Raw genomic sequence first — 16,256 nt, 5'->3', positions numbered from 1 at the left:
ATATGATAAAGAAAGCTTTTTTAACACTATTTGGGATAGGTATCTTATTGCATGCCGGTGCTCAAAAAATAGCCCCGTTTAAGGCAGGCGACAGGGTTGCCTTTGTGGGTAACAGCATTACAGATGGCGGGCATTACCACTCGTACATTTGGTTGTACTACATGACTCATTTTCCGAATGCACGTATTACCTGTTTTAATGCAGGTATAGGCGGCGATGCCATTAACCAGATCTATGATCGGTTTGATGATGATGTATTTACCAAAAAGCCTAATATTTTAACGCTTACCTGGGGTATGAATGATAGCGGTTATTTTGAATGGTACCGTGCAGATGCACAGGATTTTATGGATAAAAAGATACAAGGTAGCTACAAATACTACGATATGCTTGAGGATAAGTTAAAGCAAAGACCCGATATTAAAAAGATCTTTATTTTAGGTTCGCCTTATGATGAAACATCAAAGTTTACTACCAAAAATATTTATCCCAAAAAGAGCATCGCTTTCTCAAAGATCATTGATTTTCAACAGGAAGCGGCTAAAAGAAACGGGTATGGTTATGTGGATTTCTACCATCCTATGGCAGTCATCAACGCGAGAGAACAAGCTAAAGACTCAACTTTCAGTTTAACACCTAACGATAGGGTACACCCTGATAATGACGGACACCTGGTGATGGCTTACCTGTTTCTGAAAGCTCAGGGGCTTGATAATAAACCCGTGGCCGATTTAGGAGTCAGTGCTCAAAGTAAAAAAGTGATCAAAGCAATTAACTGCCGTATTGCTAATGTAACAGCAGGTGCCGATTCATTAAGTTTTACTTACTTGGCTAATTCGCTGCCTTACCCCTTAGATACCATCCCTCGTGGATGGGGTAATCATAAAAAACAGGCTGATGCATTAAAGGTTATTCCGTTTACCAGGGAGTTTAACCAGGAAACTTTAACAGTCAAAGACCTGAAAGCTGGCGATTACAAAGTACTTATTGATGGCGAATTGATTGGTCGCTGGTCGGCACAGCAACTGGCCGATGGTATAAATATGGCCGAAATTACAACTACCCCTCAATACCAGCAGGCTATCCAGATCAGGGAGCTGAACGAGGAACGCTGGGATATTGAACGCCGTATCAGAATGTACGTTTGGATGCAGTATGATTTTTTAAAAGGCAAGGGCCTGCTGCATAACGATAGTAACGCGGCTATGGATAGTGTAAAAAAATATGCGGTAAAAGATATTTTTGTTAACGGCAATAAAGATAATTACACACGTGCCCGCTACAAAAGCCTGCGCGATGCATGGCAAAAGGAAATGGAGGTGTTAACCAACCAGATCTATGCTATCAACAAACCGCAAAATCGTCGCATCACTATTATTGCAGCAAAATAGAATATCCCGAACAATTGAAAATGAATATGTATAAAAAAACTCTGTTATTATTTATTACCTGTTTCTTAGTTTTTACAAAGGCCCATGCAGCTACTGTTGATACCGTGTTAACCCATAGCGCTGCAATGCATAAGGATATTAAGGCGGTGGTTATTAAACCGGCAGATTATTCGCAGGCTAAAAAATTTCCGGTTTTATACCTCCTTCACGGGTTCAGCGGTAACTACAGCGATTGGATACTTAAAGTGCCATCTATTACCAAACTGGCAGATCAGTACCAGGTTATTATTGTTTGTGCCGATGGCAATTTTGCTGGCTGGTATTATGACAGCCCCTTTAATAAAGAATCGCAGTATGAAACTTATGTAGGTGCCGAACTGGTTAACTATATAGATAAACATTATGCCACTATAGCCGATAGGAGCGGTCGCGCTATTACCGGCCTAAGTATGGGCGGCCATGGCGCCATGTTCATTGCTTTTAAACATCAGGATATTTTTGGTGCAGTTGGCAGCATGAGTGGGGTGGTGGATATCAGGCCATTTTCAGACTCCTTTGGTATTGAAAAGGTTTTGGGAAAATACAGTGAGCATCCCGAAATTTGGGAAAAGAACAGCGTGATCAACATGATCTACCTCCTAAAACCAAATTCATTGGCTATTACTTTTGATTGCGGATATGATGATTTTCTGTACAAGGTTAACACCGCTTTTCACGATGAGCTTTTGATGCGTAAAATTCCGCATGATTTTACAATTAGGCCCGGAGCCCATACCTGGGAATACTGGGGCAATTCCATAACATTCCAGATGGTGTTTTTTAGCCATTACTTTAGTAAAGTAAATAAGGTATAGTGTTATAAATTAACCTTCAGGGGAGGCAGGATCAGTAACTGTTCTGACTCCCCATAGTTTAAACTTGATTATTCCATTTTGATCATGATGATGAAAAAAATTGCGGCCATTTGCATCACATTCGTTTGTTTAGCATTAAAGCTTACTGCGCAAACTGCCCCTGCATCTGTAAACCTTACCGATATTAAGTTTAGTGTTGAGGCAGCACCAGAATGGAGCGCGCTTTTAACATGCCACGATGGTTGGTTTGGAGGCGATGGTATTTATACCATACCACTCAACGGTGTGGAAAACAAACCAGCTAAAGCGAATGATAAGATCCTGTTTATCTTTAGCGACAGCATGATCGGGAAAATTGAAAATGGTACACTGACGCCGGGATATAAAATGATTCATAATTCAGTGGCATGGCTTAATGGTAATAAACCCGTTGATACGCAAATGAAGTTTTATTGGGATACCGATAAAAAGAATCAGCCCGAAACTGTTTTTATACCACATACCGCCCAAACCGATACCAGCGATTATTATTGGTTGGGTGATGGCTTTGTAAACCAGGAAATGAACAATGCCATCTATATTTTTGGCTATCGGGTTCGCAATATCAGTACCGAAGCATTTGGCTTTAAGGAGGTTGGTAATACACTTTTAAAAATTCCGGCTGGTGCGCAACCACCATATCGTGATATAAAACAAATGGATACGCCGTTTTATCTCACAGATAAAAACGGGGATATCGGTTCATTTGGCGCGGGCATTTACGTGAATACCCAAAAGTCAGGTGCAGTTAAGCCCGATGGTTACATTTATGTTTATGGCGTACGTGGTAAAAACAAAGGATTGATGGTGGCCCGTGTTTTACCCAAAGATTTTGAAAACTTTGCCCACTGGATATTTTACGACGGGCAAAACTGGGTAAAAGATATGGCCAAGGTTACCGATATTACTGATAACGTATCAAATGAGCTAAGCCTCACGGCACTGCCCGATGGGCGTTATGCCTTGATTTTCCAGGTAGGGGGCATGACCACAGATGTGGGTATGCGCATTGGTGCAACGCCTTATGGCCCGTTTGGCCCGGTGATCAAAATATGGGATTGCAAGCCAGATCTGGAGGAAAAAACCTTTGTGGTTTACAATGCCAAGGCTCACCCAAGTTTATCGGCCCCCGGCGAACTGCTCATTAGCTATAACATTAATTCAGTTGAGTTTATAAAAGATCTGGGTAAGCATCCCAATTTATACAGGCCCAGGTTTATACGGATCAAATTCGGCAGCAATTAACTTAGTTAATAATAAGTTATACAAATAACCCGAATAAAACCTGATTGCTAAATCGATTTTAATATATTTGTTTTAAATGCCTGCGTCCGCTATCGGCATCAACCATATTATAACACCCACATGAAAACACGGTCACTCACTTGCGTTGTAGCATTACTATGCGTAACGCGCCTGTTTGCGCAGGACGCCAACCTGGTTAAGTATGTAAATACCCGGCAAGGTACCAATACTAAATTTGAGTTTAGCTATGGCAATACCTACCCGGCCACAGCATTACCATTTGGCATGAATACCTGGACTGCCCAAACCGGCAAAAACGGCGATGGCTGGAAATATCAGTATTTTGAGCATACCATACGTGGGTTTCAGCAATCGCACCAATGCAGTTCATGGGTTAATGATTACGCTGTGTTTTCTTTTATGCCGGTTACCGGCAAGCTGGTAGTTAATGAAGATGCCCGTGCTACGGCCTTTAAACATGAAAACGAAGTTGCACAGCCCAGTTATTACAAGGTAAAACTTGATAACAATATCACTACCGAAATGACGCCTACCGAACGGGGGGCGCATTTGCGCTTTACTTTTCCAAAGGGGCAAAGCTCCTATTTAGTGTTGGATGGTTACACCAAAATGAGCATGGTCAAGATCATCCCTCAGGAGCATAAGATCATTGGTTGGGTAAACAACTGCAGATGGGCTCCGCAAGGTTTTAAAAATTATTTTGTAATCACTTTTGATAAAGCTTTTGCTGATTACGGTATATGGGAAAATAAAAAAGATCAGCTATCCCCTAAAAACCTGAATGCAGAAGGAGATGGCATAGGGGCCTACCTGAAGTTTAAGGATGGCGAAACGGTGCAGGTTAAGGTGGCATCCAGCTATATTAGCCCGGAACAGGCAGTACTTACTTTACAAAACGAATTGGGTACATACAATGGTTTTGATGATACCCGTAAAGCCGCCGACAAGGTTTGGAACACCTTGCTGGGTAGGATGAAAATTGAAGGGGCCACAGAAGATGAAAAAGCTACCTTTTACAGTTGTATGTACCATGCCAACTTGTTCTCACACCAGTTTTTTGAGTATGGGAAAGATGGTAAGCCTTACTATTACAGCCCATATGATGGCAAGGTACATAGTGGCTTTATGTATACTGATAATGGTTTCTGGGATACGTTCAGGGCACAATTTCCGCTTAATACGGTAATCCATCCCAAAATGCAGGGGCAATATGTACAGGCCTTGTTAGATGCGCAACAGCAATGCGGCTGGCTGCCGGCATGGTCATTCCCGGCCGAAACCGGGGGAATGCTTGGTAATCATGCCATCTCACTTTTAACAGATGCCTGGGTAAAGGGAATCCGCACCTTTGATCCCAAACAGGCATTGGCAGCCTATTACCACGAGGCCACTAACAAAGGCCCATGGGGCAGTGCGAATGGCAGGCCGGGCTGGAAGGAATATTTTGCCGATGGCTACGTGCCTTTTACGCCTCAAACGCAGGGTGCAACCGCATGGACGCTGGAATTTGCCTATGATGATTTTTGCGGGTACCAGTTGGCTAAACAAACCGGCAATGCCTATTATGAAAATGTGTTTAGCAGGCAAATGTATAACTATAAAAATCTTTTCGACCCTAAAACACGGTTTATGCGGGCAAAAGATGCTAAAGGTAACTGGATAGAACCCTTTGACCCGATGGATTGGGGAGGCCCCTATACTGAAGGTAATGCCTGGCACTGGACATGGTCGGTTTTTCAGGATGTGCAGGGCCTCATAAACTTGATGGGAGGCGATAAAAAATTTACTGACAAGATAGATTCTGTTTTTACCGAACCCGGTACCATCAAAGTCGGAGGTTATGGCCAGGTAATTCATGAAATGACCGAAATGGCCGCCTTTAAGATGGGACAATATGCACAAGGTAATGAGCCCATACACCATCTGTTGTATTTGTATAATTATGCCGGCCAACCCTGGAAAGCCCAGCAGCATTTGCGTGAGGTGATGGATAAAATGTACAATGCCGGAGAAAACGGCTATCCCGGAGATGAGGATGAAGGTCAGATGTCTTCCTGGTATGTGTTAAGTGCTGCAGGTTTTTACAGTGTTTGTCCTGGTACCGATGAATATGTAATAGGTAGCCCGGCATTTAAAAAAATGACCATTACCCTGGAGGATGGCAAAAAGTTTCTGATAGAGGCGAATAACAATAGCAAACAAAATGTATATATCCAGTCGGCAGCGTTGAATGGCAAGCCTTATACACATAACTTCATTAAACACAGTGATATTATGGCGGGTGGTGTTTTGCACCTTGAGATGGGAGATAAACCAAATATGACCCGTGGCCTGGCGGCGGAAGACAAGCCGTTTTCGCTTACTGCGAAAAATTAAATCGATTTATTAAAATATCTTTTAAATTATTTAAAGTACTTTGGTGTTGCCATTATCATCACAAATCATTAAACCTGCTTTATGAGTATTAAGCCTAAATTTACAGAACGTAAGTATCTTCTTGTATTGATATTTGTAACCTCCCTGTTTTTAATGTGGGGTATATCCATGACCCTGGGCGATACCCTGAACAAACACTTCCAAAACGTATTGCATATTTCAAAATCGCGGTCTGCCTATGTTCAGTTATCCATTTTTGGAGCATATTTTTTCATGGGGATCCCTGCTGGTATATTCATGAAAAAATTTGGGTATAAAGGTGGTGTGTTGTTGGGTTTAGCTTTTTATGCCATAGGCGCATTTCTGTTTATACCCGCTGCAGATGCCGAATCTTTTACCTTTTTCAGGATAGCTTTATTCATATTGGCCTGCGGTATGGCTACATTAGAAACCGTGGCTCATCCATTTGTTGCATCATTAGGCGATCAGCGCACCAGTGATCAGCGGATAAATTTTGCCCAGGCGTTTAACGGGGTAGGCGGCATTATTGGGCCTGCAGTTGGCAGCTACTTTGTTTTAAAGGCTGGGCAGGAACATTCAAATGATCTTATTTCGGTAAAGCACCTGTATATCATTATCGGGTTTGTAGTGGCCGGGGTAGCACTGCTATTCTCATTTGTAAAGGTGCCAAAGCTAACCGACCCACATGCCGTAAGCAACGACTCTTATGCCATTCCAGGCGGCGAAGAGGCCGATAAATCATTATTTAAGCACAAACACTTTGTTTTTGCGGCCATAGCGCAATTGTTTAACGTTGGGGCACAGGGTGGTACATGGGCCTTTTTTATTAATTACGGCCGGGAAGTTATGCACTTAACCGACGAGCATGCGGGTTACTACTTTTCTTTCAGTATGGTGATGATGATGGTAGGCCGGTTTGCAGGCACGGCTTTAATGCGTTATATAAAACCATATAAACTGCTTGCTATTTTTGCGGGCTGTAACATCCTGATGTGTATTATTGTGGCACAGGCTTTTGGCTGGCCGTCTTTTGTAGCCTTGCTGTTCATCAACTTTTTCTTTAGTATCATGTTCCCAACAATTTTTAGCCTCGGCTTAAAAGATATGGGTGCTAAAACGCAGCAGGCATCGTCATTTATAGTAATGGGTGTTGTAGGTGGCGGATTGTTTCCGCTTGCTATGGGCCTTGTGGCCAATTACAATGTGGCAACGGCCTATTATCTGCCAATTATATGTTATCTTGTTATATTGATGTTTGGGGTTTATTACCCAAAGCTTAATAAGAGATCGGCATAAATAAGATAACGATGATGTGTTAAGGAAATTCGGTTAACCGATTTATTTGTGCGTTAAATCGGTTAACTTAGATTGTTATAAGTTCTATCAGCTATATTGCCTGATATTTTCCATAACCAATAAACGCGAATGAAGAAGAAACTGTCTATTGTTGATATCGCAACTGCATTAAACGTATCAAAAACCACCATATCGTTTATTCTGAACGGGCGCGCCGAGGAAAAGCGCATTAGTACCGAGCTGGTAAAAACGGTGATGAAATACGTTGATGAGGTTGGGTACAAGCCTAATTCGCTGGCTAAAAGTTTGCGCACCGGTAAATCAAACACCATAGGTTTAATGGTTGAAGATATTTCCAATCCCTTTTTCGCGAGTATTGCCCGCCTTATTGAAGATCGGGCCTATAAAAATGGTTACAGGATAATTTATTGCAGTACAGATAACGATACCAAGAAAACGCAGGATCTGATCAGGATGTTCAGGGATAGGCATGTGGACGGGTATATCATATCCCCGCCTGAAGGAATTGAGGAAGATATAGAATCACTGATGAAAGACGGGTTGCCGGTAGTATTGTTTGACAGGCATCTTCCGTATGTTGATACCGATTTTGTAGAAGTAAATAACCTTTTCAGCACTTACAATGCTACCCGCCATCTGATAGAACAGGGTTTCAAGAAAATCGCCTTTGTAACCTTTACCTCCAACCAAACGCAAATGCTCGACAGGTTAAAGGGCTACCGGGATGCCATTGAGCGCGAAGGTTTACCGGTGACCATCAAAGAGATCGTATTTAATCAGAATGAGGAACTTATTATGAATCCCCTTCGTGATTTTATAGTTCAAAATAAGGGTCTGGATGCTATTTTGTTTGGTACTAACCATATGGGTACCTGTGGATTAAGAATAATGCAGGAGCTGGGTAAACGCACCCCTAATGATATTGCCGTTATTTCATTTGATGATTATGATGTATTTGAGCTTTATACTCCCCCTATAACTGCCATTGCGCAGCCGGTAGATGAAATTGCCGATAATGTGATCAGTGTTTTGTTAGAGAAACTTAATGACCGTTCAGGAGCAATCAAACCAAGGTCAGTTATATTAAAAACAAACTTAAAAGTTCGCAAATCCTCTATAAAAAGCCCTAAAAAATAAATTGGCAGTTTTTTTACCAATGATATAAACCATCTTACCATGAATAGCTATAGCTCTTATCACCCCATTTCGCTAAAACGATTTATTTTTTTCACGAAATTAAGCTTGGCTGCTCATTGGGATAAGAGGGATTCTCTTAAGACCTTTCTGTTATCGTTGATCTTCATTTTAAGCTTTGGTTACATACAAAATGTGCAGGGGCAAACTGCATTTGCTAAACCATGGAACGCGCAATGGATAGCCGCTCCGCGCGATAGCGGGGTTAGTTATGGCGTTTATTATTTTAGGAAGAGCATTGATCTTGCAGATAAGCCAGTCGCCTTTATGGTGCACGTATCGGCCGATAATCGGTATAAGCTATACATAAACGGCAAGTTGGTATCGTTGGGGCCGGCCCGTGGCGATTCTTATTACTGGAATTATGAAACGGTTGATCTGGCACCCTACCTTATTGCAGGAAAAAACACGATAGCCGCGCTTGTTTGGAATGAAGCCCAGTATAGCCCGGTAGCACAAATCAGTGTAAGAACCGGATTTATTTTACAAGGTGATTCATCAAGGGAAGAGATCATCAATACCAATAATACCTGGAAATGCCTGCGCGATATAGGGCACAAGCCCATTCCCGGCTATTTTTTTGCTGCCAGTAAAGGCGAAATGGTAGATATGAATAAGGCGGTCAGCAGCGATTGGACAACCATTAATTATAATGATGATACCTGGCCCCAGGCGTTTAAAGTAACTGATGGAAAGCCCAAGGGCACTGCATGGGGTATTGACTGGGCTTTAGTACCTTCAACTTTACCGGCAAGGGAAATGACCTATCAGCGCCTGCTTAAATTACGGAAGGCTACAGGTGTAGAAGTTCCGCAGGAGTTTCCGGAAAAGAAGGCTTCTTTTACTATTCCTGCAAATAGTACAGTTTCATTATTGCTTGATCAAACCTTTGAAACCAATGCCTATATCACATTAAACTTTAGTGGGGGCAAGGGCGCCGGTTTGTCACTCGGTTATGCCGAGTCGCTTTATGAAAAGGGCAGTAAGGGCGTTCGTAAAGGGAACAGGAACGTTGTGGACGGAAAAGAATTTGTAGGGCGGATAGATAGCCTCATAGCCGATGGAAGTAAAGGCCAATCATTTACCACATTGAATTTTCGTACCTATCGTTATATCCGGCTCAACATAAAAACACAAAGCGAACCGTTGGTGATCGACGATCTTTATGGCACTTTTACCGCGTACCCTTTTAAACAAGCCTCCATATTTGACACCGATAACACCGAAATAAAACAAATGCTTGATATTGGCTGGCGTACCGCAAGGCTAAACGCCTGGGAAACTTATACGGATTGCCCTTACTATGAGCAGTTGCAATACATTGGCGATACCCGGATACAAGCCATCGTATCCTACTATAACACCACTGATGACCGGCTGGCCCGGAATGCGATTAACCAGATTGATCATTCGCGCTTACCTGAAGGTATAACCAGGAGTTGTTACCCTTCAAACGGTACACAGGTGATCTCCACATTCTCATTATGGTACATTGGTATGCTGCATGATTATTGGATGTACCGTGGAAACGATACATTTATTAAAAATAAATTGCTTGGAGAAAGAGGTGTGCTTGACTTTTTTAGCAAATATCAGCAGCCAAACGGTTCATTGAAAGACACCCCGTATTGGGCGTTTGTTGACTGGTCGGGCAACTTATGGGGCGAGGTTAAGGGAAAGGACGGCAGCGCGGCTATTTATGACCTGCAGTTGCTATGGGCCTATCAATGGGCTGCGGAAATGGAAGCCAAAATTGGTTTGCATGATTACGCCATTCTCTATGATCAAAAAGCCGCACAGCTAAAAGCGACCATTCAACGCAAATACTGGGATCCCGCTAAAGGATTATATGCCGATACCAAAGAGAAAAACGGATTTTCGCAGCATGTTAATTCACTGGCCATACTTACTGGTGTAGTAAAAAGTGCCGACAGGCCAGCTATAGCTAAGCGATTGCTGACTGATAAAAGTTTAACACAGTGCTCCGTTTATTTTAAATATTACCTGAACCAGGCATTGGTTAAAGCAGGCCTGGGTAATGATTATATGGATTGGCTGGGCATTTACCGGGAAAATATAGCAATGGGGCTCACTACCTGGGCCGAGTACTCTGATATTAACACATCACGTTCAGATTGCCATGCCTGGGGGTCGAGCCCGAATATTGAGTTTTTCAGAACAGTGCTGGGGATTGATAGCGATGCTCCCGGTTTCAGTAAAATAAAAATAGAACCGCATTTAGGTGCTTTAACAAAAGTAGGGGGTGAGATACCTCACCCAAATGGTAAGGTATCGGTTAACTACAGTTTAACTGGTGCCAGGTGGACTATCAACATCAGCTTACCTTCAAATACCTCCGGAACATTGGTATGGAAAGCCAAAACATACAACCTTAAACCCGGCAAAAATTCACTTTTGATCTGATAACAGGCCGATACGCTGAAACACGATACTAAAAAACTTAAACGGTGCCAGGCTCCCTCGTCAATTCTTTAAGCGCCGCCATGCCTGGCATAAAGAAGTACGCGCCGCCTTTTATAGTAACGAAATTCGGCAGGTTATGAATCCGTGTCCTGGCCGGGCAACCTTGTAATGAGTATACACTGTTATCATTGCGCTGACCAACCAATGGATCTGTTTCATGATCAAGTGTGGAAAAGCCGAGGTTATTTACCCAGCTTTGCTGTATAAATTCAAACTGGCGTTCAATATTGCTATTGATGCAAATAAAATGAAGCCCTCTTGATTTACCATCGTCTGTATAAACATCTTGCGTTCTGTCGCCGTATGACCTGCCTCTGCGAATGATCCTGTGACGCCTCACGGTGAGCGTTGACATATCCGGGTCATCAAAAAGGGAATCACGCGGATTGGTACGGCGGATATGGGCACCAATAGGGCAGCCAAAACCCGATGGATCTGCAGTTGCGTAACTGAAATTATTTTCTTCGTTTGTGCTACCGGGAGCAGGGTCGCTATCGGGATATTCAGAAATAGGTGCCCCGCTGGGCCATCTACCTACCATTTTGGCAGCAAGTTTCTCCTGATCCTTAATACTGCTTTGGGTATTAATGCTGTTTGCTGTGGTTTTTACATAATTCCAAAAATCATATACGTGCTGCTCCATCTGCCTGAATACGAGATAGGTGCCGTTTCTGCCAAACTCGGGCATAGTCCCGGTAGCGGGCAGCGGATCAACTTTTTGCATTTCATTCTCGTAACCCAGTACAAACTCACCGGCTTTAAGTTCTGTAGCGTGTCCGGTTCTGTTCTTTTGTCTTTCCTTTTGCCCGGTACCCTCAATGGTGGGTTGCCCCACACCATCCAAAAAACCGAAATGCTCTTTCGAGTCGGGTTGCCTGCCTGCGGCGAGTATCTGCAGCAAATCAATTCCTGATGCGGCTACAAAAGTGTTTTTAAGTATATCAACCCTTTTTTGCAGCATGGTTTCATCAATGGCAAACAGAAGCAAAAGAATATCAACACTATACTGTTCATTACCCCATGCCCAGTTTTTAGGGTCGCTGTTGCCGGTATCACCCAATATCTGTTGCCTCGTGGCTGTGATCATTCCTTCCTGAAATGCGGGAGAAAAGGTGGTCAACTCTTTATCAGTAATACCAAGCTGTTTTAAAGCGGGAGAGGTGAAGGCAATATTTAAGCTAAAATCATTTTTACGGTCTGTGCCGGTTGTGATATCGGGTAGTACCTGCAATAGCCAGGCCCTGCAATTTTTCACATCGGTTATCTTCAGTAAAAAGTAATTGGCACAAGGCATTTTAGTTGCATATGAACTCAGCACAAAGCCCTGGATATCCGGAAAGTTTAATGATGCCATATCTTTAAAAAAGTTTAAGCCATGCCTCGGTTTCAGTTTTGGAGAGCGTTTTGGGTATTCCTTCCCTGATCTTGCTATCCTTGTCTATATTCTGCACTGTCAGATCACGGTAGGCACTGTACCAAACGCGTGAAGCAACCTGGTGATTACGGGAATAAGCCTTAAAACGTAATTCATCGCGGGCACCATCAAGTACCAGGAAACGGGTGCGGGGAAAACCGAATGAGTTACTCCAGATGCCGGTAAGACCAGTCGCAGCCTTGTCAATAAAATCATCCAGATAACTGATCCAGCTGCCATCATAATTACTCAGAAAAAGCATTTGCTTCCCTTCATTAATAATTGACCAATGTGCAAAGTGGATGCTTGGAATACCACTGAGCTTACCTTTTGTGGCTATACGTGCCACCAGGTTAACCGCATAAAGCACAAACCTAAGCAGATATAAGCGAAATTTAGGTGCCTTAATGTCGGTAATGACCGCCAAATGGTTTTGGGTGATGCGGTTTTCTGTACCGATAAATTGTTCAATATCAGATGCAGATGGCGGTGTTGTATCAACCTCATCTGTTTTTTCAAGCTTACGAAGAAACGGCAAGGCAATCAGTGCAGGTATCAGCAAGATCAGGAATAATACAAGTCCGATCAATATCAGCCTTACCCATGGTACTATCTTTTCGGCCAGTGTTTGATGCGGCGGGAGCGGAGTAATTAAACCTGGTTGGCCGGTTGTTACAGCGGTCAGCATTTCTTTGCGGAGGTTTTCTGAGGTATAATCTGTAGGTGATCGTTTGCTGAAAAGATCATCCAAACAAGCCTGGAATTTTTCACGCACCTGCTGGTTTTCTTTGATCACGCTTGCAGCCCTGCCAACGTTGCCTATGTGGAAGGCGTTCGGTCGCATGATCTTTGATTGCAGGTATTGTTTTAATTTTTGCAGCCGAAATGTTGTTTCGGGATAGTCTGAACAGCACTGGTATATCTGGTGCAGCCCCGGGCCGGCCACTGATAATAATTCATCAAGGTATGCGGATACTTCGCCATCAAAATTATTCTCGAATATCAGCAAAGAAGATGGTTCTTCGTCGTTCGCAATTACAAAGCTTGCAAAATGGAGCAAGCTAACAGACGGAAATGGAATATAGTTGTTGGTTAATAAGTTGCCACTAATAGTTTCAAAGATACCCATCAGTTTTGGCTTCTGATCGGGATCAATTATTGTAATAAAGGTTAGTACGGTTTGCCTCATATCAAAATAGGTTTAAATGGCTTTGGGCCAGCTGATAAGATGCGGGTTTTGTTCTGTTAGTATAAAGATAAGCGATGTATTCTGATAAAAACCAATGAAAATAATCAATACTGAATTTTATTTGTGTTTTATAAAAATTAATGCTTAGTATTGTATTCGTGTACGTACACGAATACAATACTAAGCGATATTGAACAATGGAAAGTCCGGGTTTAAACAATAAGATACCTTTAATGATCATTTGTATCGTGTTTTTTGTTTTCGGCTTTTCTACATGGGTAAACGCTATTCTTATTCCGTATTTTAAATTGGCCTGCCAGCTTACCAATTTTGAGTCGTACCTGGTAACATTCGCTTTTTATATTTCTTATCTTTTGGTATCCGTTCCGGCTTCGTTTTTATTAAAAAAAATCGGATTTAAAAATGGCATGATGGTAGGTTTTTGGATAATGGCCACCGGAGCTTTTATTTTTATTCCGGCGGCTAATTACCGGTCATATTACATTTTTCTTTCGGGGTTGTTCGTTATCGGCATTGGGCTATCCATATTACAAACAGCGGCTAATCCGTATGTAACCATATTAGGCCCCGAAAACAGGGCGGCCCAGCGGATAAGTATTATGGGTATATGTAATAAAACCGCGGGTATTATTGCCCCTTTGTTGTTGGCTGCCTTTATTATTAAGCCTAACGATAGTGAACTGATTAAAAATATCCAACTAATGGATGAGGCGCATAAAAACCTGGCGCTTGATGCGCTTATTAAACGGGTAATACTCCCATACGCTGCCGTTGGCACTGTTCTTACCCTGCTTGGCGTGTTCATCAGATTTTCGCCTTTGCCTGAGATAGATAAGATTCAAGCTATTGATGAAGCTGCTAAAAACAACGATAAATCCAGGATTTTCCAATATCCTCATTTAATATTAGGGGCGGTAGCTATCTTTTTTCATGTTGGCTCACAGGTAATAGCTATCGATAGTATTATTCCTTATGCGCAAAGCAAGGGGCTTTCCTTATCGGAAGCCAAAGTATTCCCCTCTTACACCTTGTTTGCTACCATATGCGGCTACCTGTTAGGTATCAGCTTAATACCCTGGGCCGTTTCTCAAAAAAATGCTTTGCGTATCTGCACCGTGTTAGGAATTGTTTTTTCGGTGTTGGTGATCATGAGTAGGGGACGAGTTGAGTTTTTGAGTTACCATACCGATATTTCTTTATGGTTTATAGTGGCCTTGGGCTTTGCCAATTCTATGATATGGGCCGGCATATGGCCGCTGGCACTGCACAATTTGGGCAGGCATTTAAAATTAGGAGCATCGCTGCTCATCATGGGTTTGTGTGGCAATGCTATCCTGCCATTGTTTTACGGGTATTTTGCTGATCATTTGAATCTTCAGCAAGGTTATTGGGTGTTGTTGCCTTGTTATTTTTATTTGGCTTTTTATGCATTTTATGGCCACAAGGTCAAAAAGTGGAGTTTTTAATATATTATATATGTCATCAATGGATGCTTCAGATCTGAAAATAATTAATGCCAGGATCATTACGCCGGCCGGTATTGTAGATGATGCCACTTTATTGGTTAATGGCGGTAAAATAACCGGCTTAACAGGTAAGGATACAGATGTTTTAGCCACAAATGTTATTGATGCGCAGGGGAAATATTTATCACCTGGTTTTATTGATATTCATGTGCACGGCGGCGGCGGATATGATTTCATGGATAACAGCATCGAGGCCTATTTGGAAATAGCCAGGTTGCATGCAAGCTATGGCACCACCGCGTTTACGCCCACCACATTAAGCTGCGAGCATGATGCATTGCTGAAAACACTTGAATTGTATGAGCAAGCCGAGCCACTAAATGTTAATGGGGCAAGGTTTATAGGCATGCATATAGAGGGGCCGTATTTTTCAATGGAACAACGCGGCGCGCAGGACCCAAGATTTATCCGTTTGCCTGATGCTGCTGAGTACCAGGACATTTTGCAAAGATCGTCAATAGTAAAAAGGTGGAGCGCTGCGCCTGAACTGGAAGGCGCTGTAGCTTTTGGCAAATACCTGAGCAATAGGGGGATTTTACCTTCAATAGCTCACACCAACGCTGTTTATGAGGATGTTTTGGCAGCATACGAAAATGGATATACACATATTACTCATTTCTACTCGTGCATGTCGGGCGTAACAAGGCGCAATGCTTTCCGCTATGCTGGGGTGATAGAGAGCGGCTACCTGATTGATGATATGACGGTTGAGATTATTGCTGATGGCAGCCATCTGCCCCCGGCATTGCTTAAACTTATTTATAAAATAAAGGGACCCGATAAAATTGCACTGATCACCGATGCCATGCGTGCAGCAGGTATGCCGCCCGGCGAGAGCGTGCTCGGCAGGCTTGATGATGGCCTGAAAGTGATAGTAGAGGATAATGTGGCCAAGTTGCCTGATAGGAGTGCCTTTGCAGGTAGTGTGGCAACTACTATTCAGCTGGTTAAAAATATGATAACACTGGCCGATGTGCCTGTTACTGATGCTGTAAAAATGATGACTGCCACGCCAGCTAAAATTATGAAGGTGTTTGATAAGATGGGATCAATTGAAACAGGTAAAAATGCGGACCTCGTTTTATTTGATCATGATATTAATCTGCATGCAACCATAATTGGTGGCAAGGTAGTTTACTCGGTTTAATTAATTTTTTAACAAAA

Annotated in this window: 11 protein-coding genes; 9 read left to right on the top strand and 2 right to left on the bottom strand. The window is 42.6% G+C overall.

Going from position 1 to position 16,256, the window contains the following annotated elements; translation table 11 throughout:
* Nucleotides 1–2 precede the first annotated feature (2 nt).
* The 7 genes from QWZ01_RS01050 (at nt 3) to QWZ01_RS01020 (ending at nt 10,882) form a co-directional block, all read left to right on the top strand.
* Complete coding sequence (locus QWZ01_RS01050; protein WP_290321353.1) at nt 3–1,391, top strand: SGNH/GDSL hydrolase family protein; 1,389 nt, start codon at nt 3–5, stop codon at nt 1,389–1,391.
* A gap of 26 nt (nt 1,392–1,417) precedes the next feature.
* A complete protein-coding gene (locus tag QWZ01_RS01045) occupies nt 1,418–2,245 on the top strand; it encodes an alpha/beta hydrolase (RefSeq protein WP_290321352.1) in 828 nt (275 codons plus the stop codon).
* Between the two features lie 84 nt (nt 2,246–2,329).
* The gene (locus QWZ01_RS01040; protein ID WP_290321351.1) at nt 2,330–3,529 is read left to right on the top strand and encodes a DUF5005 domain-containing protein; all 1,200 of its coding nucleotides are present in this window, start codon (nt 2,330–2,332) and stop codon (nt 3,527–3,529) included.
* A 120-nt stretch (nt 3,530–3,649) separates the two neighbouring features.
* Nucleotides 3,650–5,926 (top strand): GH92 family glycosyl hydrolase, encoded by a 2,277-nt coding sequence (locus QWZ01_RS01035; RefSeq protein WP_290321350.1) that lies wholly within the window; start codon nt 3,650–3,652, stop codon nt 5,924–5,926.
* Nucleotides 5,927–6,007: 81 nt separating this feature from the next.
* The gene (gene fucP, locus QWZ01_RS01030) at nt 6,008–7,243 is read left to right on the top strand and encodes an L-fucose:H+ symporter permease (RefSeq protein WP_290321349.1); all 1,236 of its coding nucleotides are present in this window, start codon (nt 6,008–6,010) and stop codon (nt 7,241–7,243) included.
* Nucleotides 7,244–7,372: 129 nt separating this feature from the next.
* Complete coding sequence (locus QWZ01_RS01025) at nt 7,373–8,401, top strand: LacI family DNA-binding transcriptional regulator (RefSeq protein WP_290321348.1); 1,029 nt, start codon at nt 7,373–7,375, stop codon at nt 8,399–8,401.
* 156 nt (nt 8,402–8,557) lie between these two features.
* Nucleotides 8,558–10,882, top strand: a complete 2,325-nt coding sequence (locus QWZ01_RS01020) for an alpha-L-rhamnosidase-related protein (protein WP_290321347.1) — start codon at nt 8,558–8,560, stop codon at nt 10,880–10,882.
* A 37-nt stretch (nt 10,883–10,919) separates the two neighbouring features.
* Here QWZ01_RS01020 and QWZ01_RS01015 read toward each other — a convergent pair whose 3' ends face one another.
* Together QWZ01_RS01015 and QWZ01_RS01010 are read right to left on the bottom strand one after the other, a co-directional pair.
* On the bottom strand, nt 10,920–12,296 hold the full coding sequence (locus QWZ01_RS01015; RefSeq protein WP_290321346.1) for a Dyp-type peroxidase: 1,377 nt from the start codon (nt 12,294–12,296) through the stop codon (nt 10,920–10,922).
* A 4-nt stretch (nt 12,297–12,300) separates the two neighbouring features.
* Entirely contained in the window at nt 12,301–13,545 is a 1,245-nt protein-coding gene (locus QWZ01_RS01010) for a hypothetical protein (protein WP_290321345.1), read from the bottom strand.
* 233 nt (nt 13,546–13,778) lie between these two features.
* On the opposite strand from QWZ01_RS01010, the gene QWZ01_RS01005 reads away from it, so the two are divergent.
* A complete protein-coding gene (locus QWZ01_RS01005; protein ID WP_353959380.1) occupies nt 13,779–15,032 on the top strand; it encodes a sugar MFS transporter in 1,254 nt (417 codons plus the stop codon).
* A 19-nt stretch (nt 15,033–15,051) separates the two neighbouring features.
* Nucleotides 15,052–16,239, top strand: coding sequence for an N-acetylglucosamine-6-phosphate deacetylase (gene nagA / locus QWZ01_RS01000; protein WP_290322074.1), 1,188 nt, complete (start codon nt 15,052–15,054; stop codon nt 16,237–16,239).
* Nucleotides 16,240–16,256: the final 17 nt, after the last annotated feature.

It is taken from the genome of Mucilaginibacter aquaedulcis, from assembly GCF_030409325.1.
GTDB classification, from domain to species: Bacteria; Bacteroidota; Bacteroidia; order Sphingobacteriales; family Sphingobacteriaceae; genus Mucilaginibacter; species Mucilaginibacter aquaedulcis.
This window is presented reverse-complemented; position numbering and strand designations above follow the sequence as displayed.

Coding starts and splice junctions, on each gene's coding strand:
- QWZ01_RS01050 (WP_290321353.1), top strand. CDS start 3: ATGATAAAGAAAGCTTTTTTAACACTATTTGGGATAGGTATCTTATTG.
- QWZ01_RS01040 (WP_290321351.1), top strand. CDS start 2,330: ATGATGATGAAAAAAATTGCGGCCATTTGCATCACATTCGTTTGTTTA.
- QWZ01_RS01035 (WP_290321350.1), top strand. CDS start 3,650: ATGAAAACACGGTCACTCACTTGCGTTGTAGCATTACTATGCGTAACG.
- QWZ01_RS01005 (WP_353959380.1), top strand. CDS start 13,779: ATGATCATTTGTATCGTGTTTTTTGTTTTCGGCTTTTCTACATGGGTA.
- QWZ01_RS01045 (WP_290321352.1), top strand. CDS start 1,418: ATGTATAAAAAAACTCTGTTATTATTTATTACCTGTTTCTTAGTTTTT.
- QWZ01_RS01015 (WP_290321346.1), bottom strand. CDS start 12,296: ATGGCATCATTAAACTTTCCGGATATCCAGGGCTTTGTGCTGAGTTCA.
- fucP (WP_290321349.1), top strand. CDS start 6,008: ATGAGTATTAAGCCTAAATTTACAGAACGTAAGTATCTTCTTGTATTG.
- nagA (WP_290322074.1), top strand. CDS start 15,052: ATGGATGCTTCAGATCTGAAAATAATTAATGCCAGGATCATTACGCCG.
- QWZ01_RS01010 (WP_290321345.1), bottom strand. CDS start 13,545: ATGAGGCAAACCGTACTAACCTTTATTACAATAATTGATCCCGATCAG.
- QWZ01_RS01025 (WP_290321348.1), top strand. CDS start 7,373: ATGAAGAAGAAACTGTCTATTGTTGATATCGCAACTGCATTAAACGTA.